The sequence below is a fragment of the Streptosporangium sp. NPDC002607 genome, from assembly GCF_053592655.1.
In genome coordinates this window covers 1-18975 of record NZ_JBSFWD010000052.1, presented here as the reverse complement: position 1 = coordinate 18975, position 18975 = coordinate 1, and the positions used below count along the sequence as shown (strand labels likewise).

The following is an 18975-nucleotide window of genomic DNA, read 5'->3' as shown; positions in this document are numbered from 1 at the left end:
CTCCGCCCTCCCACGAGGCGCTCCGGCCCGAGGGACGGGGCGGCGCTCTCGGCCTCCAGTGTGAGGGGGGCTCATCTGCCGCCCTCCCCGCCGTTCATGGCGAGGACACTCGCAGGCCCGTCGGGGGGTGAGAGCCCGCCGGGTTCTCACCCCGTCACGGCGGGACTCAGCCGCTCGCGGCCCTGACCGCCCTGCGGGTCAGCACCCGGGCCAGATGCCGGCGGTAGTCGGGTCCGGCGTGCAGGTCCGCGGGGGGCGAGGTGCCGTCGTCGGCCTCGGCGCACGCCTCCCCGACGGGGTCGGTGCCGGTGGAGCCCACGGGCGCGAGATCCACCCCGCGCAGCGCCGTCTCCACCGCACTCGCCCGCACCGGGGTGGGGCCCATGTTGGTCAGCGCGATCCTGGCCTCCTCGACGGCCCCGCCACTCCGCCGTACGGCCGCCGCGACGCCGACGATCGCCCACGCCTGCGCCGTCCGGTGGAACTTCTCGTAGTGGAAACCCCACCCGGGGCCGAGTACCGGCACCCGGGCGCCGATCAGCACCTCATCGGGTTCGAGCGCGGGCTCCAGGTAGTCGACGAAGAAGTCCGCGGCGGGGATCTCCCGCTCGCCGTCGACGGAGCGGGCGACGAAGACGCAGTCGAGCGCCAGGGCCACGGCCGGCAGGTCCCCCGCCGGATCGGCGTGGGCCATGGAACCGCCGAACGTGCCACGGTGCCGTACCGCGGGGTCGGCCACCGTGGCCGTGGCCAGCGCGAGCAGCGGGACGCGCTCCCTGATCACCCCGGAGCGCAGCACCTCGTCGTGGGTGGTGAGCGCGCCGATGAACACGTGGTCGCCACGGTCGGAGATGCCGCGCAGGCCGGGCAGGCGCCCGAGGTCCACCAGCGCCGACGGGTAGGCCAGCCGCAGCCGCAGCAGCGGTAGCAGCGACTGGCCGCCGGCCAGCACCTTGACGTCGTCGCCGGAGGCCGCGGCCTCACCGAGCACCTGGCACGCCTCCTCCACCGAGGAGGGCCTGACGTAGTCGAACGACGCGGGGATCATCGGTCTCCTCCCTCGGCGGCCGGTCCCGGCCGACGTGTGGCGTCCGCCTCGGTGACGATCCGCCAGATCCGCTCCGGGGTGCAGGGCATCCGCACGTCGTTCACCCCGTACGGGCGCAGCGCGTCGACGATCGCGTTGACCACGGCGGGGGTGGAGGCGATGGTCCCGGCCTCGCCGACGCCCTTGACGCCCAGCGGGTTGGTCGTCGCCGGGGTCTCGGTGCGGTCGGTGACGAAGTCGGGCAGGTCGGCCGCCGAAGGGATGAGGTAGTCGGCCATCGTGGTGGTGAGCAGGTTGCCCTCGGTGTCGTAGACCGCCTCCTCGAACAGGGCCTGGGCGATGCCCTGGGCGATGCCGCCGTGCACCTGGCCCTCGACGATCAGCGGGTTCACCACCGAGCCCACGTCGTCGACCGCCACGTAGGTCCGGATCTTCGAGGCGCCGGTCTCGGTGTCCACCTCGATCGCGCACAGGTGGGTGCCGTGCGGGAAGGAGAAGTTGTCCGGGTCGAAGGTCGCGTCGGCGTCCAGCGCGGGTTCGAAGCCGTCGGGCAGGTCGTGCGCGGCGAAGGTGGCCAGCGCCAGTTCCTGGATGGTCCTGCCCGCCTCGGTGCCCCGGACCTTGAACGTGCCGTCGGCGAACTCGATGTCGTCGGCGGAGGCCTCAAGCAGGTGCGCGGTGAGCTGTTTGGCACGGTCCTTCACCTTCTCGCAGGCGGCCAGCACGGCGACGCCGCCCACCACCAGGGAGCGGGAGCCGTAGGTGTCCATGCCCCTGTGCGAGACGGACGTGTCGCCGTGCAGCACGGAGACGTCCTCGAACGGCACGCCCAGCGCGTCGGCGACGATCTGGCTCCAGGCCGTCTCGTGTCCCTGGCCGTGCGGCGAGGAGCCGGTGACGACCTCGACCTTGCCGGTGGGCAGCATCCTGACCGAGGCGTGCTCCCAGCCGCCCGCGCCGTAGTTGAGGCTGCCGAGCACCCGCGAGGGCGCCAGCCCGCACATCTCGGTGAACGTCGAGACACCGATGCCGAGCTGGACCGGGTCGCGCCGGTCGCGCCGGTCCGCCTGCTCGGCCCTGAGCTTGTCGTAGCCGAGCAGGGCCAGGGCCCGCTCGGTCGCCGCCTCGTAGTTGCCCGAGTCGTAGGTCAGCCCGCAGATCGTGGTGTACGGGAACTCCGCGTGGGTGATCCAGTTGCGGCGCCGCAGCTCGACGGGGTCCATGCCCAGCTCGTGGGCGAGCTCGTCCATGGCGCGTTCGATCGCGAACGTCGCCTCGGGGCGGCCCGCGCCCCGGTAGGCGTCGGTCGGCATCTTGGTGGTGAAGACGCCGGTGCACTTGAAGTCGTAGGCGTCCATCTTGTAGATGCCGTTGTACATGAACGCGCCGAGCAGTGGCACGCCCGGCGTGACCAGCATCAGGTAGGCGCCCATGTCGGCGAGCAGGTCCACCTTGACGCCCCGCACCCGCCCGTCCCGGTCGGCGGCGACGGAGATCCGCTGGAGCTGGTCGCGGCCGTGGTGCACCGTCAGGTTGCCCTCGGAGCGGGACTCGGTCCACTTCACCGGCCTGCCCAGCCTGCGGGTCAGCAGCAGCGCGAGCACCTCCTCGGCGGTGACCTGGAGCTTGGAACCGAAGCCGCCGCCCACGTCGGGGGCGACCACCCGCAGCTTGTGCTCGGGGATGCCCGTCGTCAGCGCGAGCATGACGCGCAGGATGTGCGGGATCTGGGTGGACGAGTAGAGCGTGAAGGTGTCGCCGTCGGTGGTGGCCACGACCGCGCGAGGCTCCATGGCGGTCGGGATGAGCCGCTGCTGCACGTAGGTGCGCTCGATCACCACGGGGGCGTCGCGGAACGCCTCCTCGATGTCGCCCCCGGCGAACTTCCAGGTGAACGCCTGGTTTCCGGCCTCGTGGACCTTGGGGCTCCCCTCGGCGAGCGCCTCGGTCATGTCGAGCACCGCGTCCAGCGGCTCGTAGTCGATCTCGATCGCCTCCAGGGCGTCGGCCGCCCGGTAGCGGTCGGTGGCGACCACGCAGGCCACCGCCTCGCCGACGTAGCGGACCTCGTCCACCGCCATGGGCGGGTGGTCGGGGATGACGATGTCCTCGCTGACCGGCCAGGCGCAGGGCAGGCTGCCCTGCTCGCCGGCGAAGTCGCGCCCGCTGTAGACGGCGACCACGCCCGGCTGGCCGCTCGCGGCCGAGGTGTCGACGCGGGTGATCCTGGCGTGGGCCATCGGGCTGCGCAGGAAGGCCACGTACATCATGCCGGGGAGCTGGATGTTGTCGGTCCAGGTGGTCCTGCCGGTGACCAGCCGGGCGTCCTCCTTGCGCCTGCGCGCCCTGCCGACCTCGTGGGCGGCGGACGGGTCGTTCAGCCGGTCGCTCTCGATGAGCTGCTCGGTCATGGCGCCGGCACCTCCTGCCCGGATGTGCTCCGCCGGGACATCTCCGCCGCGCCGCGCCGCACCGCCCTGACGATGTTGCAGTACCCCGTGCAACGGCACAGGTTGCCCTCCAACCCCTCGCGGACCGCCTCCTCCGACGGGTCGGGGTCGTCCCTGAGCAGATCGATCGCCGCCATGATCATGCCGGGGGTGCAGTACCCGCACTGCAGGGCGTGCTCTTCGTGAAAGGCCTGCTGCATGGGATGCCACTCGCCTCCCTGGGCCAGGCCCTCAACCGTGACGACATCGCTCCCGTCGGCCTGCACGGCGAGCACGGAGCAACTCTTCGCGCTCCTGCCGTCGAGCATCACGGTGCAGGCGCCGCAGTTGCCGGTGTCGCAGCCGATGGGCGTGCCGGTCTTGCCCAGCCGATCTCGTAGCAGATGGACGAGGAGAAGGCGCGGCTCGACCTCCTCCTCGTATGCGATTCCATCGACGTTGACGGTGATTCGGGGCATACGTCCTCCAAAAGCAACCACAGGGGCATAGGAGAAGTGAGAACCGATAAATGAGAACTTACGCCCCAGTTCTCCCCGGTCAACCCTTTGGTCTCAGGCCAACGGAAGTTCCTCGGGTTCGCGGTCGCCGAGAATACGGCGGTCCGTTTCGTCGATTCCGAGGTCGTTGATGCTCGCCTCGCGGCGCCGCATCAGCCCGTCGTCGGCGAACTCCCACAGCTCGTTTCCGTAGCTGCGCCACCACTGGCCGCCCGCGTCGTGCCACTCGTACTGGAACCGCACGGCGATGCGGTTGCCACCGAACGTCCACAGCTCCTTGCGGAGCCGGTAGTCCTGCTCCCTGGCCCACTTGCGGCTCAGGAACTCCCTGATCTCCGCGCGCCCGGTGAGGAACTCGTCCCGGTTGCGCCAGCGGGAGTCGGGCGTGTAGGCGAGCGAGACCCGCTCGGGGTCGCGCGTGTTCCACGCGTCCTCGGCGGCCTGGACCTTGGCCCTGGCCGTCTCCTCGGTGAACATCACACTTCCTCCATGGGTTCCGCGGCCTCCTCGACCGCGTCGATCAGCGGGTCGTCGGGTCCGGCGACGTACGTCAACCGATCATCGTCCAGGTCGGACGGCGCGGGCGTGACGAACACGCCGCCCGGTCCACGATGATCCCGATGACCCCGTCAAGGGTTTCCCAGCGCCCCGTCCGCGGCGCGGGCGGCGTGCGCCGGCGGGTTGTGGCGGGAGTAGTCCCCGAGCCGCCAGCGGAGCGGGCTGGCTCCCCGGACCCGGACGATCCGGTCCACCTCGAACCCGACCAGCCGCTGTGCCCCCGGCACGTCGCCCGGCTCCCAGTCGACGCGGGCCCGCCCGGTCAGGTGCAGCGCGTCGCCGTTCTCCCAGTCGAGGAAGAGCAGGCCGCAGTGTTCGTCCAGTTCCAGGTTGCCGAGCGTCATGTACATCAGGTTGCCGGCGTAGTCCGGCCAGACCAGCCGTCGCTCGTCCAGCACCCGGACGAACCCCGGGTTGCCGCCCCGGTGCGACAGATCCGCGCCCAGGCCGGGGGCCGAGGTGGCGACGAAGAACGTGTCGGCGCCCTCGATCCACGCTCGGTCGCCGTCGCCGAAAACCGTCGCCGAGGAGGAGCCGGTGGCCGGCCCGGTGACCTCCGCGACGATGTCCCGTGTCTGGATGTACTTGGGACAGTTGGCGTACGCCTGCTCGGTGTGGACGACCAGTCGCCCGCCGTCCCGCCGGACCGTGCCGTTGACCCGCATCCTGCGCCTGGTCAGGGGCTCGATCGCGAGCATCCCGATCTCACCCCCGTCCAGTCCGGCCAGCGGATCGTGCTCACCCGGCAGCGTGTCGATCACCACGGTCCGTTCGTCCGCGGCCCTGGCGAACCCCTCGGGCCCGGTCAGGACCGTCGCCCACGGGAGCCCGTCCCGCCCCGCGGCTCCGATCAGCAGCATCCGCTGCCGCCTGAGGAACTCGGCCGCCACCGCCGGGATCTCCGGCCGGGTCCTGGCCGAGCCCAGTGCCACCGCGCGGACCCCGGTCCTGCGCTGTACCGCGATTTCTCCCCCGTGCTCCATGGTCGTCTAGAAGAAGCCGCAGGTGGGGGCGCCGGTGGTCGGCGCGGGTCGCTCATCGGCGCCGCTGGGCGCGAAGATCTCCAGCCGGATGCCGTCCGGGTCCTCGAAGAACACGCCCCCCGAGGACGCCCCCTCGCCGTGCGGGACCACGCCGTCGTGGTGGAGCGTGGCCCCGAGTCCCCGGATCACGGTCTCGGCTCGGCGGACCGCCTCGATGTCCGGCACCTGGAAGGACAGGTGGTGCAGGCCCGGCAGCCCGGTGGCGAAGCTGCCCTCGCTCTGCTGCCAGAGGGTGAGCACCAGCTTCCCGTCGAGACCGAGGAAGGCGTAGCGCCGGTCCGGCTGGTCCGACTCGCCGAAGATCTCGAAGCCGAAGACCTTCAGGTAGAAGTCCTTGGACCTGTCGAGGTCGGAGACGTTGAGGCCGACGTGGTCGGTCTGGAAGGTCATTTGATCTCTCCTCCACGTTTTCTAACGGCTCGATCCGTTAGCTCTACTGCCCGCAATCTAACGCAAAATCGGCATTTGTCACGTTAGAAAAATATGGCGTAAATCACTCTTGGCGGGCAGGGTGGGCCCGGATGAGGAGAGCAGCCGAGGGGAGAGCCCGCCGAATGGACACGCGACAGGTGGGAGCGGGTGACCACTGGAGGCGACGTCACCTTGGTGTGCGGTCAGGAAAGCGCGACGCGGGCAGACGTCACCGGATGCGGCGACATGAGAGGTGGGCCGCCTGGCGCCGGGGTGGGTCAGCCGTTCCGGTGCTGGCGGTAATGGCGGGCGGCTCGGGCCCGGTTGCCGCAGCCGAGCGAGCACCACTCCTGCCGGGCGTGCTCCTTGATGAAATAGAGCACGCAGCGGGGGGCGGGGCAGACGCGGATCTGCTCGCGCCGGGGGCCGGCCAGCAGCTCGATCGCCGACGTCGCGAGGGTGGCCCGGATCCGTTCGGACTCCGTGGCCCCGACGCCCGGGACCGTCCGCGCCCGGGGCGCCTCTCCGGCGGGCCACTCCAGCCGCGGGGCCGAAGGCACGGCCAGTGCCGCGGCGTTGACCAGGTCGAGCGACTCGGCGAAGTCCGGGAGCCGGTGCGCGTCCGCGTCGCTCGCGGCGCCCGGCGCCACGGCCCTGGCGAAGAGCGCCCGTACGGCCTGCCGCAGCTCGGCCACTTCGCTCCGCAGTTCCTCAGAGGCGGTGAAATCCGGGGCGATCCCCAGTTCGGCGGCGTGCGCCCGGCCCCACGCGGTCATGCCCTGCACGTCGGAGAGCAGGTCCGTCAGACCGGTCCGCGTCGCGCGAACGGTGCTGACGAACTCCAGGGCTGACATGCTCCGAGCCTAATGCCCGATATGACCTGTTGCTCTGACGTCCGGGCAGCCCCGATCTCCCTAGCTCCGGGTGACCTTGGCCAGGATGGCTACCAGGCCCGCCAAGCCCAGGCCGCTCACCAGGACCGTGAGCATGACCAGCGGCTGGACGGCCGGTCTGCTGATGAAGACGACCCCGATCGCGATGAACAGCATGCCGCTGAGCAGGGCCATCCAGTCGGTGCGGTGTACGCGCCGGGACACGGGCCGCTGTTCGGGCCGGTCGTGCTCAGGCAGCACGGCGCACCTCCACATCCCCGATGCCGGCCTTGATGTTCAGCACGATGGTCGCCACGTCGCCCTTGGGGGGCACCTCGGGCTCCAGGATTCTGTCGTGCCGGATGTCAGCACCCCCCTCCACCGTGTGGTCGATCTTGACATCGCCGAACCTGGTATGGCCCCGCACCTCGATCCTGGCGGTCGCCGGCAGGATCACGCTGATCTCACCGACCGAGAGCGAGACGTCCACGGCGGTCCGCGAACCCGGCGGCAGGGCCACCTCGCTCAGGTCCAGCACCCCGTCGCCCACCCCCACCGAGTAGCTGCGGGCCATCTCGGACAGGCTGGTGGGCTGCCAGTGATAGCTGCCGAACTTCTTCGGCATGCCGCCCAGCATGGGTCCCGCGACCAGGGCGATCGACAGGATGGTGCCGGTCGCGACCAGCCCGGCTCCCCGGCCGAACCAGGCGGCGGCCAGCAGGCCGGCGCCGATGACGACGAGTGCCGCGCCGCCCGCGACCGTCATGTTGACCGGTCCTGAAGCGGACTGGATCGCCACGATGATCCCTCCAACGATCATGGCCAGGAAGATGGTGACGCCCCCGACGAACGATCTGGGCCGCCGCGGCCTGGGCGGCGCTGTCACCGTCGCGCCGTACCCGGACGGCGGGTAAGGGGCGTAGGGGGAGTACGGTTGCTGCCGCTTCCGGGGGTCCAGCGGCTGGTAGGGGCCGTACGGCGAGAAAGGCGCACCGGAGGAGTCGAACGACGGCCTGGCGGGGTGGTACGGCTCCGCTGGGACGTCTCCGCGGGGCGGGGCGGGACGGGGAGGTGCACCCGGAGCAGGCCCGGCGAAGGTCTCGGCGACGGGGTCGGGGACGAAGGGCCTGTCCGGGGCGGGTTCGGTGCGGGTCTCCGAGACGGGGGCCGGGGGCGGCCGCTCCGCCGTGGACGCCGGTCCGGCCTCCGTCTCAGTCCCCGTCTCGACCCTCGTCCCAGCTCCCGAGGCGGGCGCGTACCGCTCCGTGACCGTCTCGCCGCCCGGGCGGGCGGCGTACGCCGCGGGACCCGAGGCCGGCGGCGCGGCGGTGCGGGCGGCCGGATCCTGCTCCCCGACGGGACGCCGGCCGTCGGCGCCGCCCGGCCCGTAGGCGAACGGGTTCGGCCACTGATCGGCCGGGTACGGCGCCCGGCGCCCGCGCAGCCGGTCGGGCAGTGACCTGGCGGCGGCCAGCAGGTCCACCCCGCGGGAGTGGGCGGTGAGCAGGGCGATGGCGAACACCGTGCCGACCACGACCGTGCCGGTGCCGACGCCGTCCGAAGAGATGTTGACGATGAGCCCGAGGGCGAACAGGCCGGCCAGCAGGGTCAGGACCGTCTCGCTGTCGAAGTCGCGCCGGCTCCACTGCTCCACGTAGCCGGGGCCGCCGTTGGCCTCACGCATCAGCAGGAACGCCGCGACGTAGAGCATGATGCCGATCCCCGAGCCGAGCACCAGCACCGCGAAACCCACCCGCAACAGCACTGGGTCGACCCCGGCGTACCGCCCCAGGCCCGCGCAGACGCCGGTCAGCATGCGGCCCTCGTCGCTACGCCGCAGACCGCGATCCTCCGTGGGGAAGCCGGGCCGCGAGCCGGACGTGGCGCTCGCCGGATCGGTATCGTTCATGTACTTATCGTGGCCTTTCCTCGGCCCGTGCCGCATCCGGGACACCCCTGAGTCGTCCCGGAGGGGAAACGCCTCTCTCAGGGTCGCTTCAGGGGAACGCCTGATGCGCTGGCATGGTGGTTCGTGTGACGATGCTGACGATATGGCTGACCGAACGACAATTCATGACACGGCGCCCGTGACCTCCGAAGACGCGCCTCTCCCTCGGCTGATGAGGCCGGTGGAGGGGCGGCTGGTGGCCGGGGTGGCCCAGGGGGCCGCCGCCCAGCTCCGGCTCGACCCGGTCGTGCTGCGGCTGGCCTTCGTGCTGCTCACCGTCCTGGACGGGTTCGGAGCCGTGGCGTACGCCGCCCTGTGGATGTTCACCCCGCGCGAGCCGTACGAGGGCAGGGAACCCGCCAGGGACTGGAGCCAGCTCGCCGCGTACACCGCGATCGGGCTGGCGCTGCTGGCCCTGGGCTGGCTCACCGGAACCTCGGGGGGCGGGATCGGGGCCTGGCCGATCGCGGTGGGCGGCATCGGCTCGCTGATCCTGTGGCAGCAGGCGGATCCGGACCGGCGGCAGCGCTGGATGACCACCACCGTCGGACAGGTCCGCCAGAACCGGGTCCGCACCGTCGCCGGGCTGGTGCTCGTCATGGTCGGCGCGATCGGTTTCCTGGTGGCCAACGACGAACTGGTCGAGGCCCGTTCCGGCATCATGTTCACGCTGGTGGTCGTGGGCGGTGTCGCGCTGATCGCGGCCCCCTGGCTGGCGGCCCTGTGGAAGGAGTTGCAGCGCGAGCGCCGCGAGCGCATCCGGCAGGAGGAGCGCGCCGAGGTGGCCGCCCACGTCCACGACTCGGTGCTGCACACGCTGACCCTCATCCAGCGCAACGCCTCCGATTCGCGCGAGGTGATGAGGCTCGCCCGCTCCCAGGAGCGGGAACTGCGCAACTGGCTCTACCAGCCCCAGCAGGACGCCGACGCGTCGGTGGCCGCGGCCGTGCGGCGGGTGGCGGCCGAGGAGGAGGACGCGCACGGGGTGCCGATCGAGGTCGTCTGCGTGGGCGACTGCCCGCTGACCCCCGAGCTGTCCGCGATGGTGCAGGCCGCGAGGCAGGCCATGGTCAACGCCGCGAAATACTCGGGGTCCGAGGTCATCTCCGTCTACGCCGAGGCCGAGCCGGAGGAGGTCACCATCTTCGTCAGGGATCGAGGGGTCGGGTTCGACATGGAGGACGTGCCCGAGGATCGTATGGGTATCCGCCAGTCGATCGTCGGCAGGATGGAGCGCCACGGGGGCAGCGCCCGGGTGCGGACCGAGCCCGGCGAGGGTACGGAAGTGATGTTGACCATGAAGCTGGAGAAGGTGTGAGCAGCGAGCGAGCCACGACAGAGCGAGCCCTCGGCCGGGCCGCGCGGTGTGACGGCGGACGGACGCGACCGGCGGGAGGGGCCCGATGAGCGCGGTGAAGGTCCTGATCGTCGACGACCACCGGTTGTTCCGCTCCGGCGTCCGGGCCGAGCTGGGCGACTCCATCGAGGTGCTCGGGGAGGCCGAGGACGTGGAGTCCGCGGTCAGGGCGATCGCCGAACTGGGGCCCGACGTGGTCCTCCTCGACGTGCACATGCCCGGTGGCGGTGGCCAGGAGGTGCTGCGCCGGGTCCTCGGCGCGGGCTCCACGGTCCGCTTCCTCGCCCTGTCGGTCTCCGACGCCGCCGAGGACGTCATCGGTGTGATCCGGGGCGGTGCCCGGGGCTATGTGACCAAGAACATCAGCGGGCGCGAGCTCACCGACGCCATCCGCAGGGTGGCCGACGGGGACGCGGTCTTCTCCCCGAGGCTGGCCGGGTTCGTGCTGGACGCGTTCGCCTCCAGTGAGGCCCCGCCGATCGACCCCGAGCTCGACTCGCTGACCCAGCGCGAGCGCGAGGTGCTGCGGTTGATCGCCAGGGGGTACGCCTACAAGGAGATCGCCAAGGAGCTGTTCATCTCGGTGAAGACCGTGGAGACCCATGTCTCGTCGGTGCTGCGCAAGCTCCAGCTCTCCAACCGTCACGAGCTCTCCCGCTGGGCCACGGCGCGGCGCCTGGTCTGACCGGCCGGCCGGTGAACCGGCCACTCCTGTACGAGCAGTGACTTATGTGCGACTCTGCGAAGTATGGGACGCGACGTACCTGCGATGGTGTTCAGTCGCGAGGACCGGCGGCGCTACCGGGACAAGGTCCGCCGGTGCCTTGACGTCTTCGCGCAGATGCTCCACGAGTCCAGGTTCGAGTTCGACCGGCCCAGGGCCGGGCTGGAGATCGAGCTCAACCTCGTGGACGACCGGGGCGAGGTCGCCATGAAGAACGCCGAGGTGCTGGCGGCCATCGCCCAGCCGGACTGGGCCACCGAACTCGGCCAGTTCAACGTGGAGATCAACGTCCTGCCCGAGTCCCTGGAGCAGGAGGGCGCGGTCCGGCTGGAGAAGGTGATCAGGGACCGCCTCAACCACGCCGAGGCGCGGGCCCGTACCGTCGGCGGGCACATGATGATGGTCGGCATCCTGCCCACGCTGCGGGAGAGCGACGTCCACGAGGGCACCCTGTCGGCCAACCCCCGCTACAAACTGCTCAACGAGCAGATCTTCGCGGCCAGGGGAGAGGACATGCACCTGTCGATCGAGGGGGAGGATCTCCTCGAGACCTACGCCGACAGCATCACCCCCGAGGCCGCCTGCACGAGCCTCCAGCTCCATCTCCAGGTCAGCCCGGAGACGTTCGCCGCCAACTGGAACGCCGCCCAGGCCATCGCGGGCCCGCAGGTGGCCATGGCGGCCAACTCGCCGTTCCTGTTCGGCCGCAGGCTCTGGCAGGAGACCAGGATCCCGCTGTTCGAGCAGGCCACCGACACCCGCCCGGTGGAGCTGAAGGTCCAGGGGGTGCGGCCCAGGGTGTGGTTCGGCGAGCGGTGGATCACCTCGGTCTTCGATCTCTTCGAGGAGAACACCCGCTACTTCCCCGCGCTGCTGCCCCTGTGCGACGAGGCCGACCCGCGCGAGGAGCTGACGCGCGGGATCACCCCCCAGCTCGGCGAGCTGACCCTGCACAACGGCACCGTCTACCGGTGGAACCGGCCGGTCTACGCGGTGGTGGACGGCATCCCGCACCTGCGGGTGGAGAACCGGGTGCTGCCCGCGGGCCCCTCGGTGGCCGACATCGTCGCCAACGCGGTGTTCTACTACGGGCTCATGGGCGTCCTGCCCTACGCCGAACGCCCGGTGTGGACGCGCATGTCGTTCGCCGCGGCCAGGGACAACCTGCACGCCGCCGCCCGGTACGGCCTGGACGCCAGGCTCTTCTGGCCGGGACTCGGCGAGGTGACCGCCTCGGAGCTGATCCTGCGCCGCCTGCTGCCGCTCGCCCACGAGGGGCTCGATCTGTGGGGCGTGGCCCCCGCCGTCAGGGACCGGCTGCTGGGGATCGTCGAGCGGCGCTGCCTGACGGGCAGGAACGGGGCGAGCTGGCAGATCGACGCGGTGAACGCGCTCGGCGACCTCGAAAGACACGAGGCACTGCGCCGGATGACCCTGCGGTACATGGCGAACATGCACACCAACGAGCCGGTCCACGGCTGGCCGACCCTCTGATCGCACCGCCCCCGAGGGCGTGGCGAGCCTCGGTGAGAAGGCAGGTGGAGCGTTCTCCCCGATCCGTCGAGATGAGTACGCGTGAATCCGCCGAGAGGTTGATGTCCCGACGCCGCGATCCACCTAGTCTGAGGGCCGAGCCATCAGGGGGTGATGACGTGCGGGCAATGGTTGAGGAGATCGGCTGGGCCGTGCGAGGTGCCTGCCGCACCAGCGATCCCGAGTTGTTCTTTCCGCTGACCCAGTCGGCCGAGCAGGAGGCGCGGGCGAAGGCGGTCTGCGAGCGGTGCCCGGTCCTCAAGGAGTGCCGGGCGTACGCGGTCCGGGCGGCCGAGCCCGAGGGGATCTGGGGCGGCCTGACCGTGAAGGAACGCCGCGGCCTGCGCTTCCCGGCCGGCTGGCGCCAGGCCGCCACGGATCCGGCCCCGGTCGCGTAGCCTCGAACCGGATTCGAACGGGATCTCCACGGGCTCGGGCGGAAGGACACCGTCCCAGGGGTCGCGGTCCCCGGCACGCGGGGTGTGGAACCGAGGTCCGAGGGGGCTGAAGGGGTGGAGCGGAGGCCGACGCGGGACACCGGTGCCGGGCTTCCACCGGGGGCGTCGGTGGGAGCGGTGACAGGGGCGGTGGCGGTGCTGGTGGGGGCCAACGTGCTCAACAACCGCCTGGCGCCGAGGCTGGCACCGCTGACCTCGGCCGTGGCCACCGGTGCGCTGCTCGTGCTGGCCCGCCGTGCCGGGATCTCCTGGTCCGAGCTGGGGTTCCACCAGCGCTCGCGGGGCCTGCGGATCGGTGGCACGCTCGCCGCCGCCGTGGCGGGGGCCTACGCCGCGGGCGTGGCGGTCCCGGCCACCCGTCGCCTCTTCCGCGACGAGCGCGCCCTGTCGCTCTCCCGCGCCCGCGCGCTGGAGGAGGCACTGATCCAGGTGCCGGTCGGCACCGTACTGCTGGAGGAGGTCGGCTTCCGCGGGGTGGTGCACGCCCTCGTCGCCCGCTCCCACGGCCACGGCGCGGCGACCGCCGTCTCCTCGATCCTTTTCGGCCTCTGGCACGTTCTCCCCGCCGTGGACATGACGGCCGCCAACCCCGCCCTGAGCCGTCTGGCCTCCGGGGAGGCCGCCGGCGGCGGCTCCGGCGCGCCCGGATGGCAGGCGACGCGCGTCGTGGCCGGTTCCGTGGTCGCGACGGGCCTCGCCGGGGTGCTCTTCACCGAGCTGCGCAGGCGGGGCGGCCTGGCCGCGCCCGCGATGTTCCACGTCGCGACCAACTCCCTGGGCTACCTGTTCGCCCGCCTGGCCCCGCCGGACCCCGCGTCCCGGGAGGCTCCCGCCCCGAACCGCTGACCCGCTCCTACTTCCTTCGCCTGCCCGGTCTCCACACCGGTTCACGGGTGCGCGAGCCGGGCGACGGCTCGTGGGCGCCGAAGCGGCCGCGGGCGGCGAGTTCGATCGTGACGACCACGGCCACCGCCTCCGCGGCCAGCAGCGCGACCAGCACGACGAGCTGTACCACTCCGGCCTGGAGCGGATTGGCCCCGCCCAGGAGCATCCCCACGAAGGCGCCGGGCAGTGTGACCAGGCCCACGGTTCTCGTCTGGTCCAGCGCGGGCACCAGGGCCTGCGCCGCGGGCGGCCGGCAGATCTCCAGTGCCGCGTCCCGGTCCGAGAAGCCCAGGGAGAGCGCCGCCTCCACCTCGCCCCGCCGGTGGGCGAGCTCGTCCAGGGCCCGCCGTCCCGCGAGCGCCGTGGCCGTCAGGCACCCGCCGAGCAGGATGCCCGCGATCGGGATCAGCGTGATGCCCCGCGGCGGGACGATGCCGCCGCCGAACAGCAGCGCCAGCACCGGCAGGGTCCCGGCCGCGATGGGCACCGCGGCCCACCCGGCGGCGCGGCCCGAGGTGATCCTGCGTCCCGCGGTCAGGCTCGCCACCCCGTACATGATCAGCACGAAGACCGCCACCACGGGCACCCGTTCGACCGCCCACACGATGACGAGCGAGACCGCGACGAGTTGGACGGCGGCGCGCAGGGAGGCCATGAGTATCCCGGGTGCGTGCCCGAGGTGGCCGAACCAGGCGACGGCGGCGGCTCCGACGGCCAGCAGGACGATGACGGCGGCGGTGGCGAACGACAGGTCGATGGTGTTCAAGGGGCGCGGTGTCCTTGTGGCCTCATGCGAGGTCAGGCGGTGGGGACCCGCTGGAAGGACTCGACGTAGCGGCCCTCGCCGAAGCCCGCCTCGACGGCTCGCTGGGAGAAGCGGTCCCGCAGGAAGCTCTCGAAGTCCTCCAGGTGGCCGACCTGGCTGACGTGGGCGCGCAGCGCGGCCAGCTTGCGGTCGAAGGCGTCGGTGATGTCCACGTGGTGGTCGGCTACCGGGCCGCCGTTCAACCAGACCTCGCGGACGGTCCACGCCTCAAGGCCCTCGTCGAGCAGGAGCGAGGGGAAGGTGTAGGGGTTGCGCGCGTCGGGGTAGACGGCGTCGAGGGCGCAGCCGCCGACCGCGCGGTGGTCGGGGTGGCTGGGGGCGATGAACCGGTGGTTGCGCTCGGGGCTGTGGGTGATCACCAGGTCGGGCTTGACCTGGCGGATGACCCGGGTGATGTCACGCCGCAACTCCAGGCTCTGCACCACCGTCCCGTCGTGGTAGCCGAGGTAGCGCACATCGGTCACGCCGACGGCCTTGGCGGCGTTGGACTGCTCGGCGCGGCGGAGCTCGGCCATGCCGCCGTTGTCCAGCTCGCGGTCGAAGCCACCCGCGTCGCCGTCGGTGACCACGCAGTACGTCACCTCGACGCCCCGGTCGGTGAATCGCGCGATCGAGCCCGCGGCGGCGAAGTCGACGTCGTCGGGATGTGCGGTGACCGCGAGTACGCGGCCGATCTCGCCTTCGGACAGCATGGGAACCCTTCCGTCTTCTCCGCGTACGTTCGATCGTCACAACCGCAGCGGGGTCCGCCCACATTCCTTTACGACCGTTGGACCCGGTTGTCGGCCAGTCGTTCTAACCTAGGGGACGTGTCGATCCCAGCCTCCTCTCTGACCCACCCGTTGCTCGACGGGCTCAACCCTCAGCAGCGCGAGGCCGTCGTGCACCACGGCAGCCCCCTGCTCATCGTCGCGGGCGCGGGTTCCGGCAAGACCCGGGTGCTGACCCACCGCATCGCCTATCTGCTGGGCGAGCGGGGTGTGCAGCCGCAGGAGATCCTGGCGATCACCTTCACCAACAAGGCCGCACGGGAGATGAAGGACCGGGTCGACAAGCTCATCGGCCCGCGTTCGGCGGCGATGTGGGTGATGACCTTCCACAGCGCGTGCGTGCGGATCCTGCGCCGTGAGGCCAAGCGCCTGGGCTTCCCCTCGGGATTCTCCATCTACGACCAGGCCGACTCGCAACGCCTGATGGCGATGGTCTGCCGCGAGATGGACCTCGATCCCAAGCGTTACCCGCCGAGGTCCTTCTCCGCCCAGGTCAGCAACTTCAAGAACGAGCTGATCGACTACGAGACGGCGGCCGCCCAGGCCTCCACCCACCTGGAGCGCAAGCTCGCCGAGGCGTACCGCAACTACCAGCAGAAGCTCACCGAGGCCGGAGCGATGGACTTCGACGACCTCATCATGCTGACGGTGACGCTGTTCCAGATCTTCCCCGACGTGGCCGAGCACTACCGGCTCCGCTGGCGCCACATCATGGTCGACGAGTACCAGGACACCAACCACGCGCAGTACACCCTGATCCGCGAGCTCGCGGGCCGTCCCGAGCTGCGCACCGCCGACGGAGACCTGGTCAGGGAGGGGGGTGTCGCCCCGGCCGAGCTGTGCGTGGTGGGTGACGCCGACCAGTCGATCTATGCCTTCCGCGGCGCGACGATCCGCAACATCCTGGAGTTCGAGCGCGACTACCCGGAGGCCAGGACGATCCTGCTGGAGCAGAACTACCGCTCCACCCAGACGATCCTGTCCGCCGCCAATGCGGTGATCTCGCGCAACGAGAGCCGCAAACCCAAGAACCTCTGGTCCGACCAGGGGGCCGGGGCGAAGATCATCGGCTATGTCGCCGACAACGAGCACGACGAGGCGATGTTCGTCGCCCAGGAGGTCGACAGGCTCACCGACCACGAGGACGTGGTACCCGGCCAGGTCGCCGTGTTCTACCGGACCAACGCCGCCTCCCGGGTGTTCGAGGAGATCTTCATCAGGACCGGCCTGCCGTACAAGGTGGTGGGCGGGGTGCGCTTCTACGAGCGCAAGGAGGTCCGCGACCTGCTGGCCTACCTGCGCTTCCTGTCCAACCCGAACGACGTGGTGTCGCTGCGCCGCATCCTCAACGTGCCCAAGCGCGGCATCGGCGAGCGGGCCGAGGCGATGGTCGAGGCGTTCGCGAGCAGGGAGCGGATCCCCTACTGGGAGGCGCTCCGCCGGGCGGACGACGCGCCGGGCATGGCCACCCGCTCGCTCAAGGCCATCGCCGAGTTCGTCGATCTGATGGACGAGCTGATGGTGAAGGCCGACGATCTGTCGCCCTCACAGCTGGCCCAGGAGGTGCTGGGGAGCACCGGATACCGTCTGGAGCTCACCGCCTCCAACGACCCGCAGGACGAGAGCCGCCTGGAGAACCTGGACGAGATGATCTCGGTCGCCTCCGAGTTCGAGGAGGCCAACCCCGAGGGCACGCTGGTGGAGTTCCTGGAGCAGATCTCCCTGGTCGCCGATGCCGACCAGATCCCGGCGGCCGACGGGGGCCAGGGCGTGGTGACGCTGATGACGCTGCACACCGCCAAGGGACTTGAGTTCCCCGTGGTGTTCCTCACCGGAATGGAGGACGGGGTCTTCCCGCACATGCGCTCGCTCGGCGAGCCGAAGGAGCTGGAGGAGGAGCGCCGCCTGGCCTACGTCGGCATCACCCGCGCCGAGCAGCGCCTCTATGTCTCCCGGGCCGCCGTCCGCAGTTCCTGGGGTTCGCCCGCGTTCAACCCGGCCTCCCGGTTCGTCGCGGAGATCCCGGCCGATCTGGTCGACTGGCGCGGCAACCCGGAGAAGAGCGCCTGGAGCGCCGCCACCCGCCGCGACTCCCGCCCCGCCCCGGTCAGGAAGTCCGAGGGCAGGCAGATCCCCAACCTGGCCCCCGGCGACCGGGTCACCCACGACAAGTTCGGCCTGGGCACCGTGGTGTCCGTGGACGGCGTCGCCGAGAAGACCAAGGCCAAGATCGACTTCGGTGGCGGAGTGGGGGAGAAGGTCCTGCTGCTGGCGTACGCGAAACAACTGGAGAAACTCTGAGATCTCCGGAGCGTCCGGTGGCCCCCTGCCGCCGGTTCCGGACTCGGGGGAAGGGGAAGGGCACGGCGGCCGCCGCTCGCCGTGCCCTTCCCGCGCTCCGGCTCCCGGATCAGTTCGTGAGGAGTTCCCTGATGGGGTCCTCGGGCTGGTCGGCGCCGACGGTGAGCTCGTCGAAGTCGGCCACCTGGTCGGCGGGCGGTGCCTTGACGGTGACCTTGGTGCCCCAGCCGGTGTAGCGGGTGTCGTTGACGTAGGTCAGCTCGGTGCTGTTGAGGCCCCGGGTGGACTCGGTGTACGACGACACGATCCGGCGGACCAGCTGGTCGGAGCCGATGTAGATCTTCCAGGTCACCGGGAGGGTGGCGGACCTGCCGGTGGGCTTCGTGCCCAGCATCGCGCGTACCGAGGGGGAGACCTTGAAGAGCTCGCCCAGCGTGATCGTGCCCGAGTGGACGGTGGTCCGGGTGCCGTCCCAGGTGCCGCCGGGGCGCCTGGCGCCGGTGTGGGCCAGGGTCGCCTTCAGCGTTCCCGGCTCGACGGTGCTGATGATCTGCTGGACGGGGCTGACCAGGACCAGCCCTCCGCCGGGGACGCGCAGCCACTTCTTGCCCTCGGGCATGGAGTCGGCGAAGAAACCGCCCGAGGTGTAGGAGACGTTCTTCAGCGAGATCGTCCGCGACGGGGTGAACAGGCCCTTGAACTCGCCGTCCTGGGTGGGCAGGTTGAACTTGGTGGTCAGATCCGAGGCGACCAGACCCGACTTGCCGAACTCCAGCACGCCGTTACGCCTGGTGAAGATCGTCCGCTGCTTCTTGCCCGCACCGACGATCTTCGTGTTCTCGGTGAGCTTCACGCCCCTGTGGGTTCTGAACTGGCGCTTCAGCGCCGAGACCGGGTCGGACTTCGCGGCCTGGGCGGTCTTCGTGGTCTGAGCGGTCTGGGCGCTCGCCGGGGCGACGGTCACCAGCGTGGGAACCATCAGGGCCGCCACGGTGGCGCCGGTCAGGGCGGCGATCGTTCGCCTCATTGGGGTCCTCCCGTATGTGTCCTCGCGTCGTCGCGGAGGGGGAAGAAGATTCTTCCCTATATGCCGAAATATTGGATCAAGAATCACCGGGCCCCGCGCGGCTGAGGGGAACCGGCGCCCGGTGGGCGAAGCGCGGCCGTGCCCGGCAGGTGCACCTGCCGGGTACCCCAGCTGGTCGACATGAGGGCCACAGCATGCCGGCCTAGCGACTCGGCGCGGCCATAATTACCCTGCTTGTATTCGAAAGAGGCAGCCTCGGGAAAGACC

General features: G+C 71.0%; 18 protein-coding genes. 6 read left to right on the top strand and 12 right to left on the bottom strand.

Annotated features, from left to right (window positions below; translation table 11 throughout):
- Positions 1 to 166 precede the first annotated feature (166 nt).
- The 9 genes from ACWD3H_RS38415 to ACWD3H_RS38375 all read right to left on the bottom strand — a co-directional run bounded on the left by ACWD3H_RS38415 (position 167) and on the right by ACWD3H_RS38375 (position 8788).
- Positions 167 to 1048: an FAD binding domain-containing protein gene (locus tag ACWD3H_RS38415; RefSeq protein ID WP_355556301.1), complete on the bottom strand. Its 882-nt coding sequence runs from the start codon at positions 1046 to 1048 to the stop codon at positions 167 to 169.
- Positions 1045 to 3459 carry a xanthine dehydrogenase family protein molybdopterin-binding subunit gene (locus ACWD3H_RS38410; RefSeq protein WP_451958487.1) on the bottom strand — a complete coding sequence of 805 codons (2415 nt, stop codon included), beginning with the start codon at positions 3457 to 3459 and terminating at the stop codon, positions 1045 to 1047. Before ACWD3H_RS38410 ends, ACWD3H_RS38415 begins: the two co-directional genes overlap by 4 nt.
- On the bottom strand, positions 3456 to 3956 hold the full coding sequence (locus ACWD3H_RS38405; RefSeq protein ID WP_355556307.1) for a (2Fe-2S)-binding protein: 501 nt from the start codon (positions 3954 to 3956) through the stop codon (positions 3456 to 3458). The genes ACWD3H_RS38410 and ACWD3H_RS38405 overlap by 4 nt, the downstream gene beginning before the upstream one ends.
- A gap of 93 nt (positions 3957 to 4049) precedes the next feature.
- Positions 4050 to 4472, bottom strand: coding sequence for a nuclear transport factor 2 family protein (locus tag ACWD3H_RS38400; protein WP_451958486.1), 423 nt, complete (start codon positions 4470 to 4472; stop codon positions 4050 to 4052).
- A gap of 152 nt (positions 4473 to 4624) precedes the next feature.
- Positions 4625 to 5536 carry a pyridoxamine 5'-phosphate oxidase family protein gene (locus ACWD3H_RS38395; RefSeq protein WP_451958485.1) on the bottom strand — a complete coding sequence of 304 codons (912 nt, stop codon included), beginning with the start codon at positions 5534 to 5536 and terminating at the stop codon, positions 4625 to 4627.
- Between the two features lie 6 nt (positions 5537 to 5542).
- Positions 5543 to 5986, bottom strand: a complete 444-nt coding sequence (locus ACWD3H_RS38390; protein WP_355556316.1) for a VOC family protein — start codon at positions 5984 to 5986, stop codon at positions 5543 to 5545.
- A 299-nt stretch (positions 5987 to 6285) separates the two neighbouring features.
- Positions 6286 to 6861, bottom strand: coding sequence for a CGNR zinc finger domain-containing protein (locus tag ACWD3H_RS38385; protein ID WP_451958484.1), 576 nt, complete (start codon positions 6859 to 6861; stop codon positions 6286 to 6288).
- Positions 6862 to 6921: 60 nt separating this feature from the next.
- A complete protein-coding gene (locus ACWD3H_RS38380) occupies positions 6922 to 7140 on the bottom strand; it encodes a hypothetical protein (protein ID WP_350911566.1) in 219 nt (72 codons plus the stop codon).
- Positions 7130 to 8788, bottom strand: coding sequence for a PspC domain-containing protein (locus tag ACWD3H_RS38375; protein ID WP_451958483.1), 1659 nt, complete (start codon positions 8786 to 8788; stop codon positions 7130 to 7132). The genes ACWD3H_RS38380 and ACWD3H_RS38375 overlap by 11 nt, the downstream gene beginning before the upstream one ends.
- Positions 8789 to 8930: 142 nt before the next feature.
- Here ACWD3H_RS38375 and ACWD3H_RS38370 point away from each other — a divergent pair, with 142 nt between their 5' ends.
- The 5 genes from ACWD3H_RS38370 (at position 8931) to ACWD3H_RS38350 (ending at position 13745) form a co-directional block, all read left to right on the top strand.
- Positions 8931 to 10145: an ATP-binding protein gene (locus ACWD3H_RS38370; RefSeq protein WP_355611048.1), complete on the top strand. Its 1215-nt coding sequence runs from the start codon at positions 8931 to 8933 to the stop codon at positions 10143 to 10145.
- 85 nt (positions 10146 to 10230) lie between these two features.
- Complete coding sequence (locus tag ACWD3H_RS38365; RefSeq protein ID WP_350911572.1) at positions 10231 to 10869, top strand: response regulator transcription factor; 639 nt, start codon at positions 10231 to 10233, stop codon at positions 10867 to 10869.
- A 63-nt stretch (positions 10870 to 10932) separates the two neighbouring features.
- A complete protein-coding gene (locus ACWD3H_RS38360) occupies positions 10933 to 12402 on the top strand; it encodes a glutamate--cysteine ligase (RefSeq protein ID WP_355556331.1) in 1470 nt (489 codons plus the stop codon).
- Between the two features lie 167 nt (positions 12403 to 12569).
- Complete coding sequence (locus ACWD3H_RS38355) at positions 12570 to 12839, top strand: WhiB family transcriptional regulator (RefSeq protein WP_451958508.1); 270 nt, start codon at positions 12570 to 12572, stop codon at positions 12837 to 12839.
- Positions 12840 to 13016: 177 nt separating this feature from the next.
- Positions 13017 to 13745: a CPBP family intramembrane glutamic endopeptidase gene (locus tag ACWD3H_RS38350; protein WP_451958482.1), complete on the top strand. Its 729-nt coding sequence runs from the start codon at positions 13017 to 13019 to the stop codon at positions 13743 to 13745.
- 7 nt (positions 13746 to 13752) lie between these two features.
- Here ACWD3H_RS38350 and ACWD3H_RS38345 read toward each other — a convergent pair whose 3' ends face one another.
- Together ACWD3H_RS38345 and ACWD3H_RS38340 are read right to left on the bottom strand one after the other, a co-directional pair.
- A complete protein-coding gene (locus tag ACWD3H_RS38345) occupies positions 13753 to 14550 on the bottom strand; it encodes an ABC transporter permease (protein ID WP_355556337.1) in 798 nt (265 codons plus the stop codon).
- Positions 14551 to 14582: 32 nt separating this feature from the next.
- Positions 14583 to 15302, bottom strand: a complete 720-nt coding sequence (locus ACWD3H_RS38340) for a PIG-L deacetylase family protein (RefSeq protein WP_451958481.1) — start codon at positions 15300 to 15302, stop codon at positions 14583 to 14585.
- Between the two features lie 123 nt (positions 15303 to 15425).
- On the opposite strand from ACWD3H_RS38340, the gene pcrA reads away from it, so the two are divergent.
- Positions 15426 to 17681, top strand: a complete 2256-nt coding sequence (pcrA, locus tag ACWD3H_RS38335) for a DNA helicase PcrA (RefSeq protein WP_451958507.1) — start codon at positions 15426 to 15428, stop codon at positions 17679 to 17681.
- 109 nt (positions 17682 to 17790) lie between these two features.
- Here the strand turns inward: pcrA and ACWD3H_RS38330 are convergent, their stop codons facing one another.
- Positions 17791 to 18708 (bottom strand): hypothetical protein, encoded by a 918-nt coding sequence (locus tag ACWD3H_RS38330; RefSeq protein ID WP_355556343.1) that lies wholly within the window; start codon positions 18706 to 18708, stop codon positions 17791 to 17793.
- Positions 18709 to 18975: the final 267 nt, after the last annotated feature.

Excerpts from the sequence above, each read along its gene's own strand:
- ACWD3H_RS38330 (WP_355556343.1), bottom strand. The coding sequence starts at position 18,708 with ATGAGGCGAACGATCGCCGCCCTGACCGGCGCCACCGTGGCGGCCCTG.
- ACWD3H_RS38415 (WP_355556301.1), bottom strand. The coding sequence starts at position 1,048 with ATGATCCCCGCGTCGTTCGACTACGTCAGGCCCTCCTCGGTGGAGGAG.
- ACWD3H_RS38340 (WP_451958481.1), bottom strand. The coding sequence starts at position 15,302 with ATGCTGTCCGAAGGCGAGATCGGCCGCGTACTCGCGGTCACCGCACAT.
- ACWD3H_RS38385 (WP_451958484.1), bottom strand. The coding sequence starts at position 6,861 with ATGTCAGCCCTGGAGTTCGTCAGCACCGTTCGCGCGACGCGGACCGGT.
- ACWD3H_RS38365 (WP_350911572.1), top strand. The coding sequence starts at position 10,231 with ATGAGCGCGGTGAAGGTCCTGATCGTCGACGACCACCGGTTGTTCCGC.
- ACWD3H_RS38375 (WP_451958483.1), bottom strand. The coding sequence starts at position 8,788 with ATGAACGATACCGATCCGGCGAGCGCCACGTCCGGCTCGCGGCCCGGC.
- ACWD3H_RS38395 (WP_451958485.1), bottom strand. The coding sequence starts at position 5,536 with ATGGAGCACGGGGGAGAAATCGCGGTACAGCGCAGGACCGGGGTCCGC.
- ACWD3H_RS38400 (WP_451958486.1), bottom strand. The coding sequence starts at position 4,472 with ATGTTCACCGAGGAGACGGCCAGGGCCAAGGTCCAGGCCGCCGAGGAC.
- ACWD3H_RS38360 (WP_355556331.1), top strand. The coding sequence starts at position 10,933 with ATGGGACGCGACGTACCTGCGATGGTGTTCAGTCGCGAGGACCGGCGG.
- ACWD3H_RS38355 (WP_451958508.1), top strand. The coding sequence starts at position 12,570 with ATGGTTGAGGAGATCGGCTGGGCCGTGCGAGGTGCCTGCCGCACCAGC.
- ACWD3H_RS38410 (WP_451958487.1), bottom strand. The coding sequence starts at position 3,459 with ATGACCGAGCAGCTCATCGAGAGCGACCGGCTGAACGACCCGTCCGCC.
- ACWD3H_RS38370 (WP_355611048.1), top strand. The coding sequence starts at position 8,931 with ATGGCTGACCGAACGACAATTCATGACACGGCGCCCGTGACCTCCGAA.
- ACWD3H_RS38390 (WP_355556316.1), bottom strand. The coding sequence starts at position 5,986 with ATGACCTTCCAGACCGACCACGTCGGCCTCAACGTCTCCGACCTCGAC.
- ACWD3H_RS38405 (WP_355556307.1), bottom strand. The coding sequence starts at position 3,956 with ATGCCCCGAATCACCGTCAACGTCGATGGAATCGCATACGAGGAGGAG.